Origin of the sequence: Mycolicibacterium mageritense (genome assembly GCF_010727475.1) — a bacterium.
Lineage (GTDB): Bacteria > Actinomycetota > Actinomycetes > Mycobacteriales > Mycobacteriaceae > Mycobacterium > Mycobacterium mageritense.
The window spans coordinates 606648-620067 of sequence record NZ_AP022567.1 but is presented as its reverse complement, the minus strand read 5'-3'; the positions used below and the strand labels follow the sequence as shown (position 1 = coordinate 620067).

The window sequence follows — 13420 nt, the reverse complement described above, 5'->3', positions numbered from 1 at the left end:
CCGGAAATGCGCGTTTTCGGGTACCTACGCGTCTGCTCGCGCAGAGAAGTCTCGCGCCGAGAAAGTCGGGTCAGGCCATCAAGACGGGGCGCAGCGCCGACGTGGTGACCGCCAGGTTCATCTCCGGCAGGGCCGTGGCATTGTCGTCGACCCAGCTGCCGGTGGCGATCTCGGTGGCTCGCGCGTGCACCCAGCGCCAGCCGCGCTCGTTGAGGCTCAGCACCGCGCCAAGCCCGTCGATCGAGTGCAGCAGGCAGATGATCGCGGCGATGGACGGCACGGGGGTGTCGCCGTCGAACAGCGCGGCCAGCAGGGCAGCCCGGGCCTGGCTGACCCGTTCCCGGTCGGCCAGCGGCCAGCAGTAGGTCTTGTGGAACCTCTTGCCCGGCACCTGAACCCGGTGGATCTGCCCGGTGTGTTCGAGGTGGAACTCGAGGGTGGCCTGGGTGTGTTTGCTCAGCTTGCCCAATGCCGATTCGGCGGGCAGGGGGCGGCGCCGGAGGAGCTCGAACGCCGGGTCGGCAACCGGGTCCGGCGGCCAGTCCCCGGAGAGTGCCACCAGCAAACCGGCTGCGATAGGTTCGTCGGCCATGGCGGGTCTGATGCGGCAGGCGTATGCCAGATCGAGCAATACGGCTGCCGCCAGCACCCGTTCCCGGCGGCGTCGATCCAGACCCGGCTGCGCGGACGCATTGTCCAGCAACAGCAGAAACAGATCCTCGGCGATTTGCGCCATTTCCCCGACTGTAGTGCTACCTCCCGAGCGGTCGCGCTAGGAGTGGTAGGGCTCCGCGCTGACCAGCGTCACCTTCACGGTGTTGCCGTTGGGCACGGTGTAGGTGCGCGATTCGCCGACCTTGGCGTCGATGAGAGCGCCGCCCAGCGGTGAGTTGGGGGAGTAGACCTCGAGCTTGCCGTCGCTGATGCCCTCCTGGCGGGTGGCGATCAGGAACGTCTCGGTGTCGTTCTTGTCGTCGTCGTAGTAGACCTTGACCACCGAGCCCGGCAGGGCCACGCCGGACTGCTTGGGGGCCTCGCCGACCTTGGCGTTGTTGAGCAGCTCCTGCAGCTGGCGGATGCGGGCCTCCTGCTGGCCCTGCTCCTCGCGGGCAGCGTGGTAGCCGCCGTTCTCCCGCAGGTCGCCCTCTTCGCGACGGTCGTTGATCTCGGCAGCGATGACCGGCCGGTTGGCGATGAGCTGATCCAGCTCGGCCTTCAACCGGTCGAATGCCTCCTGGGTCAGCCAGGTGACCTGAGTGTCGGTCATGTCGCGCTCCTGTCCATTGGGTCTTGCGGCGCTCGCGCGCTTCTCTTCGCGTAAAAATTGCCTGGGCTTCGGGCTGGGCGTACACGTGTATTGCTGCGAGCGCAAGCGCATTTCTGAGCGCTAATGCAGCAATACACGGCCCCAGCGCGGAACCGTGTATTCGATCAGTTTACCACCGCGCGGTCAGCGGATCTTCACGTATTGGCTGTTGGCAGTTTGTTGCGCTCCGCCGCATCGCGCCTGCGTACGCCCCGAAATCAGGGCGCCACCAGGTATGACGGCACGTCGGTGCCGCACCCGTACACGTCGCCTCGCACGGGTGGCTTGCTGGTCTTGACGGGCGCGGTGACCTGAACCGTCGCCTGGTCGGACGGGCCCACCAGAATCTCGCGTCTGCCGGTTTCGCTGCCGTCGATCGACCGTGCCCGCACGATGCACACCACAGGTCGTGACGGATCGTCGCGGGTCACCCCGATGGTCACCGAAACAGTCTGCGAGTCGATCAGTTCGTACGCCGTGAGCTCGCCTTTTACGTCGCTGCTGCCCAGTCGCTGCCACGCCACGACCGCGACGATCACGCCTGCGACCACGACCAGCGCGGCGACCGCGAAGAGGATCCAGCGCCGGGTCCGGCGGGACAGCTGCTGGGATCCGTAGCGGGCGGCGGGACGTTCGATCATCAGAACTGGAACTATAGGGGGACAGCACAGTCACCCGGCTCAGGTGTATCGGGTATGGGATTAGGTAAGAGGACGCCGTAGTTAGATGAGACGAAATGAGTGAACTGCGGTTGATGGCTGTGCACGCCCACCCGGACGACGAGTCCAGCAAGGGGGCGGCGACCACAGCGCGCTATGCGGCTGAAGGTGCCCGCGTCATGGTGGTGACGCTGACCGGCGGTGAGCGCGGCGACATCCTGAATCCGGCGATGGACCTGCCCGAGGTGCACGGCCGGATCACCGAGGTGCGTCGCGACGAGATGGCCAAGGCCGCCGAGATCCTCGGCGTCGAACACCACTGGCTGGGTTTCGTCGACTCGGGGCTGCCCGAGGGCGACCCGCTGCCTCCGCTGCCCGAGGGCTGCTTCGCACTGACCCCTTTGGAAGAGCCGGTCGAGCGCCTCGTCCGGGTGATCCGCGAGTTCCGTCCGCACGTGCTGACCACCTACGACGAGAACGGCGGCTACCCGCACCCCGATCACATCCGCTGCCACCAGGTGTCGGTCGCGGCCTATGAGGCGGCCGCGGACTACATGAGCTTTCCCGACGCGGGGGAACCCTGGAGTGTGTCGAAGCTGTACTACAACCACGGCTTCCTGCGCCAGCGCATGCAGATGCTGCAGGACGAGTTCGCCAAGCACGGCCAGCAGGGGCCTTTCGGCAAATGGCTGGAGCACTGGGATCCCGAGCACGACGTGTTCGCCAACCGGGTGACCACCCGGGTCCATTGCGCGGAGTACTTCAGCCAGCGGGATGATGCGCTGCGTGCACATGCCACCCAGATCGACCCGAAGGGCGACTTCTTCCATGCACCCATCGAATGGCAGCAACGGCTGTGGCCGACCGAGGAGTTCGAACTGGCCCGGTCGCGTGTGCCCGTGAAGCTGCCTGAGGACGATCTGTTCGCCGGGGTCGAGCCGTGATCGACACCGTGACGGCCGTGATGACGCTGATGGCCGACGAGCCCCGCAACACGGGCCCGGACTTCGGCAAGGCCAGCCCGTTCGGGCTGCTGATCGTGCTGGTCCTGCTGATCGGGACGTTCGCCCTGGTCTGGTCGATGAACCGGCACCTGCGCAAGCTGCCCGAATCGTTCGACCGCGCTCATCCCGAACCTGATCAGGCCGCCGACGAGGGCACTGCCCCGGCCGAAGAACCCGACGCCCAGGCCGAAGCCGCCAACGGCAACGGCCGCGAAAGCCGACCAGGTGAGTCCGGCGGGTAACACCCTCGCGGGGGCGACGAGCCCCTATCTGCGCCAGCACGCCGACAATCCGGTGCACTGGCGGCAGTGGTCGCCGGAAGCCTTGGCCGAGGCGGCCGAGCGCGATGTCCCGATCCTGTTGTCCATCGGCTACGCCGCGTGCCACTGGTGCCATGTGATGGCGCACGAGTCGTTCGACGACGCCGACGTGGCCGCGGTGCTCAACGACGGTTTCGTGTGCATCAAGGTCGACCGCGAGGAGCGGCCGGACCTGGATGCGGTCTACATGAACGCCACCGTGGCGTTGACCGGCCAGGGCGGCTGGCCCATGACGTGCTTCCTCACGCCTGACGGGCGGCCGTTCTTCTGCGGCACGTACTACCCGAAGCTGGGTTTCCTGCAGCTGCTGGCGGCCGTGGCCGAAACCTGGCGCGACCGCCGCGACGAAGTCGAGCGGGCGTCGGACCAGATCGCGAACGAACTGCGCTCGATGGCGGCCGGGTTGCCCGGCGGAGGTGCCCCTGTGCAGCCCGTGCTGTGCGACCACGCGGTGGCCGCGGTGCTGCGCGACGAGGATGCCAAGCACGGCGGATTCGGCGGCGCACCCAAGTTCCCGCCGTCGGCATTGCTGGAGGGCTTGCTGCGGCACTACGAACGCACCGGTTCGGCCGCTGCGTTGCAAGCCGTCGAACGGACCGGGACGGCGATGGCCCGCGGCGGCATCTACGACCAGCTGGCCGGCGGGTTCGCGCGCTACAGCGTCGACCCCTACTGGGTGGTGCCGCACTTCGAGAAGATGCTCTACGACAACGCGCTGCTGTTGCGCGCCTACGCGCACTGGGCGCGGCGCACCGGGAACCCGTTGGCGCGCAAGGTTGCCGACGAAACAGCGCGGTTCATCATCGCCGACCTGGGTGCCGGCGCGATGTTCACGTCGTCGCTCGACGCCGATGCGGCCGGGCGCGAAGGCTTGACGTACGTGTGGACCCCTGCGGAATTGCGCACAGTTCTCGGCGACGGCGACGGAGATTGGGCCGCATCGCTTTTCGGGGTTACCGCGGGTGGGACATTCGAGCACGGTGCGTCGGTGCTGCAGTTGCCCGCCGATCCGGACGACGCCGCGCGGTTTGCCGCGGTGCGGTCAAAGCTCTTGGCGGCCCGTGCTTTGCGGCCGCAACCCGGCCGCGACGACAAGGTGGTGACCGCGTGGAACGGGCTGGCCATCACGGCCATGGCGGAAGCGTCCGTAGCGCTTGATGCACCCGAATTTCTCACGGCGGCAAGTGCATGCGCGCGCAGATTGGTGGAGTTGCACCTCGTGGACGGCCGCCTGCGCCGGGCCGGCCTCGGTGGCCGGGTGGGCGACAGTGTGGCGATCCTGGAGGACTACGCGTGTCTGGCCACCGGCCTGCTGACCCTCTATCAGCTGACCGGATCGTGGCTGCCCGAAGCGACGCGACTGCTCGACGTCGCCCTTGACCACTTCGCCGACCCCGAGCGGCCCGGGCGGTGGTTCGACACCGCCGACGATGCCGAGCAGCTCATGGTCCGGCCGTCCGATCCGATCGACGGGGCCACCCCGTCGGGGGCGTCGACGATCGCCGAGGCGCTGCAACTGGCCGCGTATCTGACCGCGTCGGACCGGTACTCGGCGGCCGCGGAGGCCACCTTGGCGGCGGCCACGCCGATTCTGGCGAGGGCCCCGCGCTCGGGTGGGCACTGGCTCGCAGTGGCCGAAGCCGCGGTGCGCGGGCCCATCCAGATCGCCGTGGCCTGCGATCCGTCTTCCTCGGAACTGCTCACTGCCGCACGGGCACTCGCGCCCGGCGGGGCCGTGGTGATCGGCGGTGCGGTGGACTCGTCAGAACTGCTGACCGGGCGTGACCGCGTGGCAGGTGCCGACGCCGCGTACGTGTGCCGCGGCAGGGTCTGCGATCTGCCCGTGACGACGGCCGGGGAACTCGCTGCCGCCTTGGGGCGGGCCGTGTAGCCTCGCGGCCATGCCCAACGCTGAGCACATCACCCAGACCGTCCACCGCTACCTCGACCTGGTCGCGACGGGTAGTGCCGACGACATCGCCGCGCTGTACGCCGACGACGCCACCGTGGAGGATCCGGTGGGCGGCGAGGTGCACATCGGCCGCAGCGCGATCCGGGGTTTCTATGCCAACGTCGAGAACGTCAAGGCCAAGGCAGAGCTGGTGACGCTGCGGGTGGCCGGGCACGAGGCGGCGTTCCATTTCCGGCTCACGCTGGATTTCGACGGCAGCGGCATGGTCATCGAGCCGATCGACGTCATGGTGTTCGACAGCGAGGGCAAGATCGCGTCGATGAAGGCCTACTGGTCGCAGGCCGACGTCACCCCGGTGTAGGTCGCAGGATCCGAAACGGCCCCCGCTGAACAGCGGGGGCCGTTCAGCTTTCTAGGTGAAGTTTGTTGCGCTAACATCTTGCTGCGCTGTTCGATGGGTGTCCGCTTTTGCCGGGCTGCCGCCAGAAGCGTTGTGTCCGTGCTCGTTTCTGAGGCGAAGGTGCAGTGATGAGTTTGCCTGATCTGGACAGCGACGGCGAGGCCGGTCACGTCGATGCTTTGCCAAAAGTAGCGTCAGCGAAACCAGGGGCCGGCAGGCTCAGCTGGATCCTCGGTGGCACGTCGGTTGCGGTGGCTATCGCCCTGCTGGTGGTGGCGATCTTCGTCGATCAACCCCGGCACACCGCGGCGCCGGCCGCTGCCGAGGCTCGCTCTGCGTTGGCCAGTGCCGGTGACACGGGGCCGGTGTCGGTCATCACCGCCGATCCGACCTGCGTGACCTGGGCTCCGATCGGTGCGGGATTGGTCGATGTACAGACCGGGGTCAACTGGTTCGACCGGGACGGATCGGTGTCGGTAGCCGAATGGACACCCGAACTGCGGGCGATGTACGCGACGGTGAGTCGTGCCATGGGCAGTGTGGCGGTGCAGACGGCGCGGCTGGTACCGGCCACGCCGCATCGCGTCATGCGGGAGGCCTATCGGCAGGTCGTCACCCACATCCAGGCGTTCGTCAATCGCATACCCGAGTATCAGGCGACCGACATCTTCCTCGCCCGAACCGTGGATGGGCTCATCCGTGCGGTGTCGAGCATCTGCGGTGCGGCCACCTCCGGTGCTGCAGCCGTGCGAGCACCGTTGACTGCGGGCGCACCGCCGCCGACGCAACTGGTCGTGACAGACGTCGACGTGATGGCATTGGGTGCCGACACGACCGGCGTCTGCGTGGAATGGGTGCCGATGTCGGCCGACCTGCGTCAGGCGACCAGCGAATGGAGCGCAACCGATCTGCAGCTGCCCGCCGCCGAATGGGCGGCCGCGCAACAGTATGCCGCCGACGCCGTCGCACCCGTGCTGACGCAGTACGCGGACGAATCGGACCGGCTGGGCCGACGTAGTGGTAACGCGGTCGTGGAGGATTTCGCGGTGTTGTCCGCGCAGTACCTGCGGGCCTTCGTGCAGGCGCTGCCGACGTACGCGCCCGACGACCGCCATCTGCTCGACGCAGCGACCAATCTCACCCGCGTGGTCGAGCACAGCTGCGGCGCGGTGGGCTGAGAACGGTCACGCCGAGACCGGCTCAGAACACCGCGAACCACATGGCGATGTAGTGGCAGATCGCGGCCACCGCCGTGCACGCGTGGAAGAACTCGTGGTGGCCGAACGTGGTCGGCCACGGGTTGGGCCACTTGAGTGCGTAGAGCACGCCACCGATGCTGTAGAGCGCACCGCCGACGATCAGCAGCACCACGGCCGCGACGCCGGCGCCGTTCATGATCGGCCCGATGAACCAGGCCGCCACCCAGCCCAGCAGGATGTAGAGCGGCACACCCAGCCAGCGCGGGGCGGACGGCCAGAACATCTTGAGCAGCACGCCCGCGATCGCGCCACCCCAGACGATCCAGAACAGCACCATGCCTTTGGATTCCGGCAGGGCCAGTAGCGCGAACGGGGTGTAGCTGCCCGCGATGAAGATGAAGATCATCGAGTGATCGGCGCGCTTCATCCATTTGCGGGCGTTCGCGGATTTCCAGTTGACGCGGTGATAGGTGCCGCTGACGGCGAACATCGCCACGATCGTGAAGGTGTAGAGCAGCGTGGCCAGACCGGCGCGCGTGGACTCCACCGACCACGAAACCGACACCAGCGCAGCGCCTGCGATGAACGCGACGACGGCCGAGTACACGTGGATCCAGCCACGGGCGCGCGGCTTGCCGAGGAACTGTGCGACGCCCTCGGCAACGGCCTCTGGCAGATCTTCGGCCTGGCGGTTCATCGCCGCCGCTGAGCGGTAGGGCTTGGTGGCATCGATCGGCGCGGTCATGTCACCTCCATAACAGCCGTGGGGTTGCCCGTCTATGACAGTAGTCTGGATTCTCGTGGACATCATTCCCCCGCGCCTCAAGGAACCGGCCTATCGGCTCTACGAGATGCGGTTGCGTCAGGAGTTGGCGCAGTCCAAAGCCGAACTGCCCCGGCACATCGCGGTGCTGTGTGACGGAAACCGCCGCTGGGCACGTGAGGCAGGTCACGACGACGTCAGCATCGGCTACCGCATGGGGGCGGCCAAGATCGCGGAGATGCTGCGCTGGTGTCAGGCCGCAGGTATCGAGATGGCGACGGTGTACCTGTTGTCCACCGAGAACCTGCAGCGCGACCCCGAGGAGCTGTCGGGGCTGATCGAGATCATCACCGACGTGGTCGAGGAGATCTGCGCGCCGTCCAACAAGTGGAGCGTGCGCACGGTGGGCGATCTGGAGCTGCTCGGCGAGGAACCGGCCCGCCGGCTGCGGGAGGCGGTCGAGTCCACCAACGGCAACGGCGGTGGCTTTCACGTCAACGTCGCCGTGGCCTACGGCGGCCGCCAGGAGATCGTCGACGCGGTCCGCTCCCTGCTGTCCAAAGAGCTGGCCAACGGCGCGACGGCCGAGCAGCTCGTGGAAGCCGTTACCGCCGAAGGCATCTCGGAGAACCTCTACACGTCGGGCCAGCCCGATCCCGATCTGGTCATCCGGACCTCGGGGGAGCAGCGGCTGTCCGGATTCCTGTTGTGGCAGAGCGCGTATTCGGAGATGTGGTTCACCGAGGCGTACTGGCCCGCCTTCCGCCGGGTCGACTTCCTGCGTGCGCTGCGTGACTACACCGCGAGGCACCGCCGCTTCGGCAAGTAAGACCGTGCCACACTGGGCATATGGCTGCGCTGTCGGCAGTGGTCTTCACGCTCAGCTGGTGGCTGGGGCTCTATCTGCTTGCCCGTGACCCGCGCAAACCCGTTCTGGTGTGCGCGGCGCTCGGTTTGACCAGCTTCGCAGTCGTCGTCGCACTCGACGCCGTCCGCATCGTCAGCGGATCGGATCTGCTCAGCCGCATCGAGATCTATCTGGTCGCCGTGCCGGGGATCGCGTGGTTCGCGGTGATGGTCGAGCTGGCCCGGCCCGGCGACACCTGGCGGGCCAGGGCAGGCGAGATCGCGGCGATCTTCGCGGTCGCGGTGTTGGCGTTCGCCGGGGCCGCACTCGCCGGCAGCGTCGAGGGCCCGTTGCGCGCCGGGCACTGGGTGATGTTCGGGGTGATCTCGCTGTCGGCGCTCGGCGCGATGGTCAAGGCCGTGCTCGGTGGTGCCAAGCCCCGCTCGGTCGTCGGCTTCATCATCGTCGCGACGCTGTTTTTCGCTCTCGGCAACGCCATCCTGGTCATCCCGCTCGGCCTGGTGCCCAGCTGGCTGGCGCTGGCGTCCACGGGATTCGACGTCGCGCTGCTGGGCGTCGCGGTGGCGATCTGGGACGCGTTCGACGAAGGGCAGGCGCTGCGCGCCGACATGCGGCGGTCGTTCATCGGCATGCTCGTGATCGCGGTGCCGTTCGGGGCGCAGGCCCTGATCGGGGCGGCCGTGCTGGCCGGGGACGGCCGCGTGGCGATGACGGTGCTGCTGTTCACCAGCCTGGCAGTCGCGGTGGCCGTCGAGGTGCTGGCCGATCCGCTGGCCGGCGTGCTGGACCGGATGGCGTTCTCGCGTTCCCCGGGACTGCGCGCCGACCGTGAAGCGCTGCGCCAGACCGAGGCCGCGCTGCCGCTGCGCTCGGGCAGCCCGCTCGACGGCGTCGACGAGGATGCGTTCGCGCGCTTGACGCGGCGCGCGCTGGGCCACTACGGCGATTTGTCCAAACTCGTCGCGAGCCCGTTGACGGCATTGCCCATCATCGATGCGAGGCTCGCGCAGCGCGGCGCCCCCGATCAACCCCTGGAGCGGGCCAACGAGCTCAAGGCTCTGCTGGCCGACCGGATCGCGGCGCTCAAACCCCGCGACGGAGCTGACTTCGGCACCACCGAACAGTGGCGGCACTACAACTCCCTGTACTTCCCGTACGTCGTCGGTGTGCGGGCCTACGCGCAGAACGCCACCGCGGCCGGTCTGGACCCGGTGGCCCGGCAAGCCTGGCAGTGGTTTGTCACCGAGGTGCCGCAGCGGTCGCTGCACAACTGGCAGAACGCCGCCGCGAAGGTCATCGCCGCGGATCTCCGCGGCAGTCTGGTGAGCGCCCAAGCCTGAGCCTGCTGGGCGGGCGCACCCCTCCTGACCTGGGCTTGGCAGTGGTTGGCAGCGTCTGGCGTCGATCTGGCAGCGGATCCTGAGCAGTGTCGGAGGTGTTCGACAAGCACTGATCGCCTCATCGTCGAGGAGCCCACCATGACCGCCTTCGTCACCCGATCCGATCCCCAACCCGATGTCGTCGCAGGCCCGGCCGACGCCCTGCTGAGGTTCGCGCTGCGCGCCGACGCCACGGTGTGCGCCGGGGTCGGGCTGCTGACCGCGATGACCGCCGACGCACTCGCCCGGATCGCGGGCCTGTCGGCGACGGCGGGCTGGCTCATCGGCGCGGCCCTGGTCGGTTACGGCGTGCTGCTGTACGGCCTCGCCCGGATCCCTGACATCAGGCGGGTCGGCGTCAGCGTCCTCAGCGGCAACATGCTGTTTGCCGTGGCGGCCGTCGTCGCCGTTGCGGGCGGCTGGCTGCCGGTTACGGCGGCAGGCACCGACCTCTTGCTGGGGTTCGTCGCCGCCACGCTGGGCCTGGCCTGGCTGCAATACCGCGGAGTGCGCCGTCTGGTGTGACTCCCTCCCGCGCGGTGCGGGCGTCGCGGCCGAAAGAGGTTGCGGCCGGGATTCCCGCACCGCGCTTCCCATCAGGTGTTCGCAGGAAACCATTCGCAGGAAACCAACAGAAGGAGAATCATGACCGCCATCACCGCCACCGGCACCGCCACCGCCGCCGATGCCCTGCTGAGGCTGGCCATGCGGCTCGACGCCATCTGCGTCGGCATCAGCGGCATCGCCCTGCTCGCTGCGGCGGGCTGGTTCTCGGACCTCACGGGTCTGCCGAAATCCGTCGAGTACGGCGTCGGCATCTTCTCCGTCGTCTACGGCGTCGTCGTGTTCGCACTCGCCGCGATCGACCGGGTGCGTCCCGCCGGGGTCGGCACCGTGATCGCCAATGCGGCATGCACCGTGATCGCGCTGATCGCCGTGTTCGCGATGTCGCTCACCACCGCGGGCACGGTCGCCGTGATCGCGACGGGCATCTACACGGCCGTGATGGCCGAGCTGCAGTACGTCGGTGTCCGGCGCATCAAGGCCTGACACCACCTGCGGGATCGCCCGGCACCCGACGGGGCCGGGCGATACCGCTGTCGAAAATCAGGTAGTCGACTACCCACGTCTTCGCCGGCGCGCGCGACCACACTGGTGAGAGCCGGTCCGAGGAGGTTGCCGTGACGACGTCAGCGAATTCAGAAACCGTGGAGAACTGTGAACTGTGCATCGTCGGAGCCGGCATCGCCGGGATCAATGCGCTGTTCGCCGCGAGCCGCTACCTGAGCCGCGATCAGAAGGTGATCCTCGTCGACCGCCGCAGCGGCGTCGGGGGCATGTGGCTCGACACCTACCCGTATGTCCGCCTGCATCAACCACATCCGATGTTCACCGCGGGCAACATCGAGTGGACACTGGGGCGCGAGCCGTCGTACCTGGCCACCAAACCCGAGGTGGTCGACCACTTCGAGCACTGCCTCGACGAGATCAAACGCCGCATCACCGTCGAGGAACGGTTCGGCTGGTCGCTCGAATCCGACGAGGAGATCGACGGCAATGTCCGGGTCACTTGCCGGACCGCAGGCGGTGAACGCCGGGTGATCACCGCCAAACGGCTCGTCAAGGCCTACGGCTTGCGGGTGACGCCCAACGAGGCGCTCGATGTGTCCAGCGCGCGCGTGCACTCGGTGTCACCCGACTATTGCGATGTCCGCAACGGCGAGATGGGCGAGAGCGACGCCCCGGTCTGGATCATCGGCGGCGGCAAGACCGCTATGGACACCGCGTACGCCATCATCACGACGTGTCCGGACCGCGAGGTGAACCTGGTGGCGGGTTCGGGCACGTTCTTCATGAGCCGGGACCGGATCTACCCCGTCGGGGCGCGCAGGTGGTGGGCCGGTGGCTTGCCCAGCAGCTTCGCGCTCGAGACGGTGCGGCGGTTCGACGGCACCAACGAGCAGGACGTGAAGAACTGGTTCCGGGAGCTCTACGGCACCTGGCTCACGCCCGAGACCGGCAATTTCATGCTCGGGATGCTGTCGGAGGGGGAGAACCAGACCATCGCGGCGGGCCTCAAGGACGTCGTGATGGACCACCTCGTCGACGCGGTCGACCGCAACGGTTCGACCGACCTGGTGTTCCGCAGCGGGGCGACGAAGGAGATCCAACCGGGCAGCTGGATCGTCAACTGCACCGGATACCTCACCAAGAACGACTACCCCTACGAACCGTACGTGTCTGGGAGCGGATCGGTGGTGTCGATTCAGATGCGTTCCGCCACAATGCATCTACCGTCGTTCATGGGCTACTTCCTGACGCATCTGTTGCTCCTCGACAAGATGCGCGAGATCCCGCTCTACGAGCTCGACCTGCAGGAGTTGTGGCACCGGTCGAAGCCCGTCCTGCCGTTCGCGATGTTCAGCCTGGCGCAGTACAACATCGGCCTCATCGCCGACCACGTGCCTGCCAAGGTGTTCACGGACTGCGGGCTGGACTTCGACCGCTGGTACCCGTTGCCGCGCCGCATGATCGGCACCGCGCGCTTCATGCTGACCCACCGCAGGGAACGCGCGCACCTGCGGCGCTCGCTCGACGCCATCGGAGAACGGTTCGATGTCCGCTGCGGTCCGCTGGTCCACCCCACGCCTGCGCGGCGAAGGAAAACTACAGCTTCCGCAGCCGCAGCCGATTGATGGCGTGGTCGGCGTCCTTGCGCAGCACCAGGGTCGCGCGCGGCCTGGTGGGCAGGATGTTCTCGATCAGGTTGGGCCGGTTGATGGAATGCCAGATGTCGCGTGCGGCGAACACGGCCTGCTCGTCGGTCAGCGTCGAGTAGTGGTGGAAGTGTGACGCCGGGTCGGCGAACGCCGTCGACCGCATCGTCAGGAACCGGGAGATGTACCACTGTTCGATGTCCTCGATGCGGGCGTCGACGTACACCGAGAAGTCGAAGAGGTCCGAGACCATCAGCGCCGGGCCGGTCTGCAGCACGTTGAGACCCTCGAGAATGAGGATGTCGGGGTGCCGCACGATCTGCTTCTCGCCCGGAACGATGTCGTAGAGCAGGTGCGAGTACACCGGTGCCCACACCTCGTCTGAGCCGGATTTCACCGCCGTGACAAAGCGCATGAGCGCACGGCGGTTGTAGCTCTCCGGGAAACCCTTGCGGTGCATCAGGTTCCGACGGTTGAGTTCCCGGTTGGGATAGAGGAACCCGTCGGTGGTTACCAGGTCGACCCGCGGGTGGTGTCCCCACCGGGCCAGCAGGGCCTGCAGCACACGGGCTGTGGTGGATTTGCCGACCGCCACGCTGCCCGCGACCCCGATGATGAACGGCACCGGCCGATCCGGGTTCTGCTGCGGCTCACCGAGGAACTCCGCGGTGGCCGCGAACAGCCGCTGGCGCGCGGCGACCTGGAGGTGGATCAACCGGGCGAGCGGCAGGTACACCTCTTCGACCTCGAGGAGGTCGAGTTTCTCGCCCATACCGCGCAGTCGCAGCAACTCGTCCTCGGTGAGTTTCAGCGGCGTCGACATGCGCAGTGATCGCCATTGACTTCGGTCGAACTCCACGTAGGGGCTCGGCTCGCTCGGTCGCGGCATTCGG

At 67.6% G+C, this 13420-nt stretch carries 15 protein-coding genes; 10 read left to right on the top strand and 5 right to left on the bottom strand.

Features of this window, described 5'->3' with window-relative positions:
- Positions 1-70: 70 nt before the first annotated feature.
- The 3 genes from G6N67_RS02980 to G6N67_RS02970 all read right to left on the bottom strand — a co-directional run bounded on the left by G6N67_RS02980 (position 71) and on the right by G6N67_RS02970 (position 1947).
- Entirely contained in the window at positions 71-736 is a 666-nt protein-coding gene (locus tag G6N67_RS02980) for a GOLPH3/VPS74 family protein (RefSeq protein WP_036437884.1), read from the bottom strand.
- Positions 737-772: 36 nt separating this feature from the next.
- Positions 773-1267, bottom strand: a complete 495-nt coding sequence (gene greA, locus G6N67_RS02975; protein ID WP_036437882.1) for a transcription elongation factor GreA — start codon at positions 1265-1267, stop codon at positions 773-775.
- 257 nt (positions 1268-1524) lie between these two features.
- Positions 1525-1947, bottom strand: coding sequence for a DUF4307 domain-containing protein (locus tag G6N67_RS02970; RefSeq protein ID WP_036437880.1), 423 nt, complete (start codon positions 1945-1947; stop codon positions 1525-1527).
- A gap of 95 nt (positions 1948-2042) precedes the next feature.
- Here G6N67_RS02970 and mca point away from each other — a divergent pair, with 95 nt between their 5' ends.
- The 5 genes from mca (at position 2043) to G6N67_RS02945 (ending at position 6779) form a co-directional block, all read left to right on the top strand.
- Positions 2043-2909, top strand: coding sequence for a mycothiol conjugate amidase Mca (mca, locus tag G6N67_RS02965; RefSeq protein ID WP_036437878.1), 867 nt, complete (start codon positions 2043-2045; stop codon positions 2907-2909).
- A gap of 20 nt (positions 2910-2929) precedes the next feature.
- The gene (locus G6N67_RS02960; protein ID WP_110798635.1) at positions 2930-3211 is read left to right on the top strand and encodes a hypothetical protein; all 282 of its coding nucleotides are present in this window, start codon (positions 2930-2932) and stop codon (positions 3209-3211) included.
- Positions 3195-5180, top strand: coding sequence for a thioredoxin domain-containing protein (locus tag G6N67_RS02955; protein WP_036437872.1), 1986 nt, complete (start codon positions 3195-3197; stop codon positions 5178-5180). Before G6N67_RS02960 ends, G6N67_RS02955 begins: the two co-directional genes overlap by 17 nt.
- A gap of 10 nt (positions 5181-5190) precedes the next feature.
- Positions 5191-5562, top strand: a complete 372-nt coding sequence (locus tag G6N67_RS02950; protein ID WP_036437870.1) for a nuclear transport factor 2 family protein — start codon at positions 5191-5193, stop codon at positions 5560-5562.
- A gap of 167 nt (positions 5563-5729) precedes the next feature.
- On the top strand, positions 5730-6779 hold the full coding sequence (locus G6N67_RS02945) for an ESX-1 system-associated protein (RefSeq protein WP_051579054.1): 1050 nt from the start codon (positions 5730-5732) through the stop codon (positions 6777-6779).
- Positions 6780-6801: 22 nt separating this feature from the next.
- Here the strand turns inward: G6N67_RS02945 and trhA are convergent, their stop codons facing one another.
- Positions 6802-7545 carry a PAQR family membrane homeostasis protein TrhA gene (gene trhA, locus G6N67_RS02940; protein WP_036437867.1) on the bottom strand — a complete coding sequence of 248 codons (744 nt, stop codon included), beginning with the start codon at positions 7543-7545 and terminating at the stop codon, positions 6802-6804.
- A 55-nt stretch (positions 7546-7600) separates the two neighbouring features.
- Here trhA and G6N67_RS02935 point away from each other — a divergent pair, with 55 nt between their 5' ends.
- The 5 genes from G6N67_RS02935 (at position 7601) to G6N67_RS02915 (ending at position 12506) form a co-directional block, all read left to right on the top strand.
- A complete protein-coding gene (locus G6N67_RS02935) occupies positions 7601-8392 on the top strand; it encodes a (2Z,6E)-farnesyl diphosphate synthase (protein ID WP_036437865.1) in 792 nt (263 codons plus the stop codon).
- Between the two features lie 20 nt (positions 8393-8412).
- Positions 8413-9771 (top strand): hypothetical protein, encoded by a 1359-nt coding sequence (locus tag G6N67_RS02930; RefSeq protein ID WP_036437862.1) that lies wholly within the window; start codon positions 8413-8415, stop codon positions 9769-9771.
- Between the two features lie 138 nt (positions 9772-9909).
- On the top strand, positions 9910-10335 hold the full coding sequence (locus G6N67_RS02925) for a hypothetical protein (RefSeq protein WP_036437860.1): 426 nt from the start codon (positions 9910-9912) through the stop codon (positions 10333-10335).
- 120 nt (positions 10336-10455) lie between these two features.
- Entirely contained in the window at positions 10456-10860 is a 405-nt protein-coding gene (locus tag G6N67_RS02920; protein WP_036437857.1) for a hypothetical protein, read from the top strand.
- Positions 10861-10991: 131 nt separating this feature from the next.
- Complete coding sequence (locus G6N67_RS02915) at positions 10992-12506, top strand: FAD-dependent oxidoreductase (protein WP_036437854.1); 1515 nt, start codon at positions 10992-10994, stop codon at positions 12504-12506.
- On the opposite strand, the gene coaA is transcribed toward G6N67_RS02915, so the two are convergent.
- Positions 12478-13416: a type I pantothenate kinase gene (gene coaA / locus G6N67_RS02910; RefSeq protein WP_036437852.1), complete on the bottom strand. Its 939-nt coding sequence runs from the start codon at positions 13414-13416 to the stop codon at positions 12478-12480. The two genes, G6N67_RS02915 and coaA, sit on opposite strands and share 29 nt — an antisense overlap.
- Positions 13417-13420 lie beyond the last annotated feature (4 nt).

Bases quoted from the DNA above. Each gene is read 5' to 3' on its own strand.
- G6N67_RS02980 (WP_036437884.1), bottom strand. From the start codon at position 736: ATGGCGCAAATCGCCGAGGATCTGTTTCTGCTGTTGCTGGACAATGCG.
- greA (WP_036437882.1), bottom strand. From the start codon at position 1,267: ATGACCGACACTCAGGTCACCTGGCTGACCCAGGAGGCATTCGACCGG.
- G6N67_RS02970 (WP_036437880.1), bottom strand. From the start codon at position 1,947: ATGATCGAACGTCCCGCCGCCCGCTACGGATCCCAGCAGCTGTCCCGC.
- mca (WP_036437878.1), top strand. From the start codon at position 2,043: ATGAGTGAACTGCGGTTGATGGCTGTGCACGCCCACCCGGACGACGAG.
- G6N67_RS02960 (WP_110798635.1), top strand. From the start codon at position 2,930: ATGACGCTGATGGCCGACGAGCCCCGCAACACGGGCCCGGACTTCGGC.
- G6N67_RS02950 (WP_036437870.1), top strand. From the start codon at position 5,191: ATGCCCAACGCTGAGCACATCACCCAGACCGTCCACCGCTACCTCGAC.
- G6N67_RS02945 (WP_051579054.1), top strand. From the start codon at position 5,730: ATGAGTTTGCCTGATCTGGACAGCGACGGCGAGGCCGGTCACGTCGAT.
- trhA (WP_036437867.1), bottom strand. From the start codon at position 7,545: ATGACCGCGCCGATCGATGCCACCAAGCCCTACCGCTCAGCGGCGGCG.
- G6N67_RS02930 (WP_036437862.1), top strand. From the start codon at position 8,413: ATGGCTGCGCTGTCGGCAGTGGTCTTCACGCTCAGCTGGTGGCTGGGG.
- G6N67_RS02925 (WP_036437860.1), top strand. From the start codon at position 9,910: ATGACCGCCTTCGTCACCCGATCCGATCCCCAACCCGATGTCGTCGCA.
- G6N67_RS02920 (WP_036437857.1), top strand. From the start codon at position 10,456: ATGACCGCCATCACCGCCACCGGCACCGCCACCGCCGCCGATGCCCTG.
- coaA (WP_036437852.1), bottom strand. From the start codon at position 13,416: ATGCCGCGACCGAGCGAGCCGAGCCCCTACGTGGAGTTCGACCGAAGT.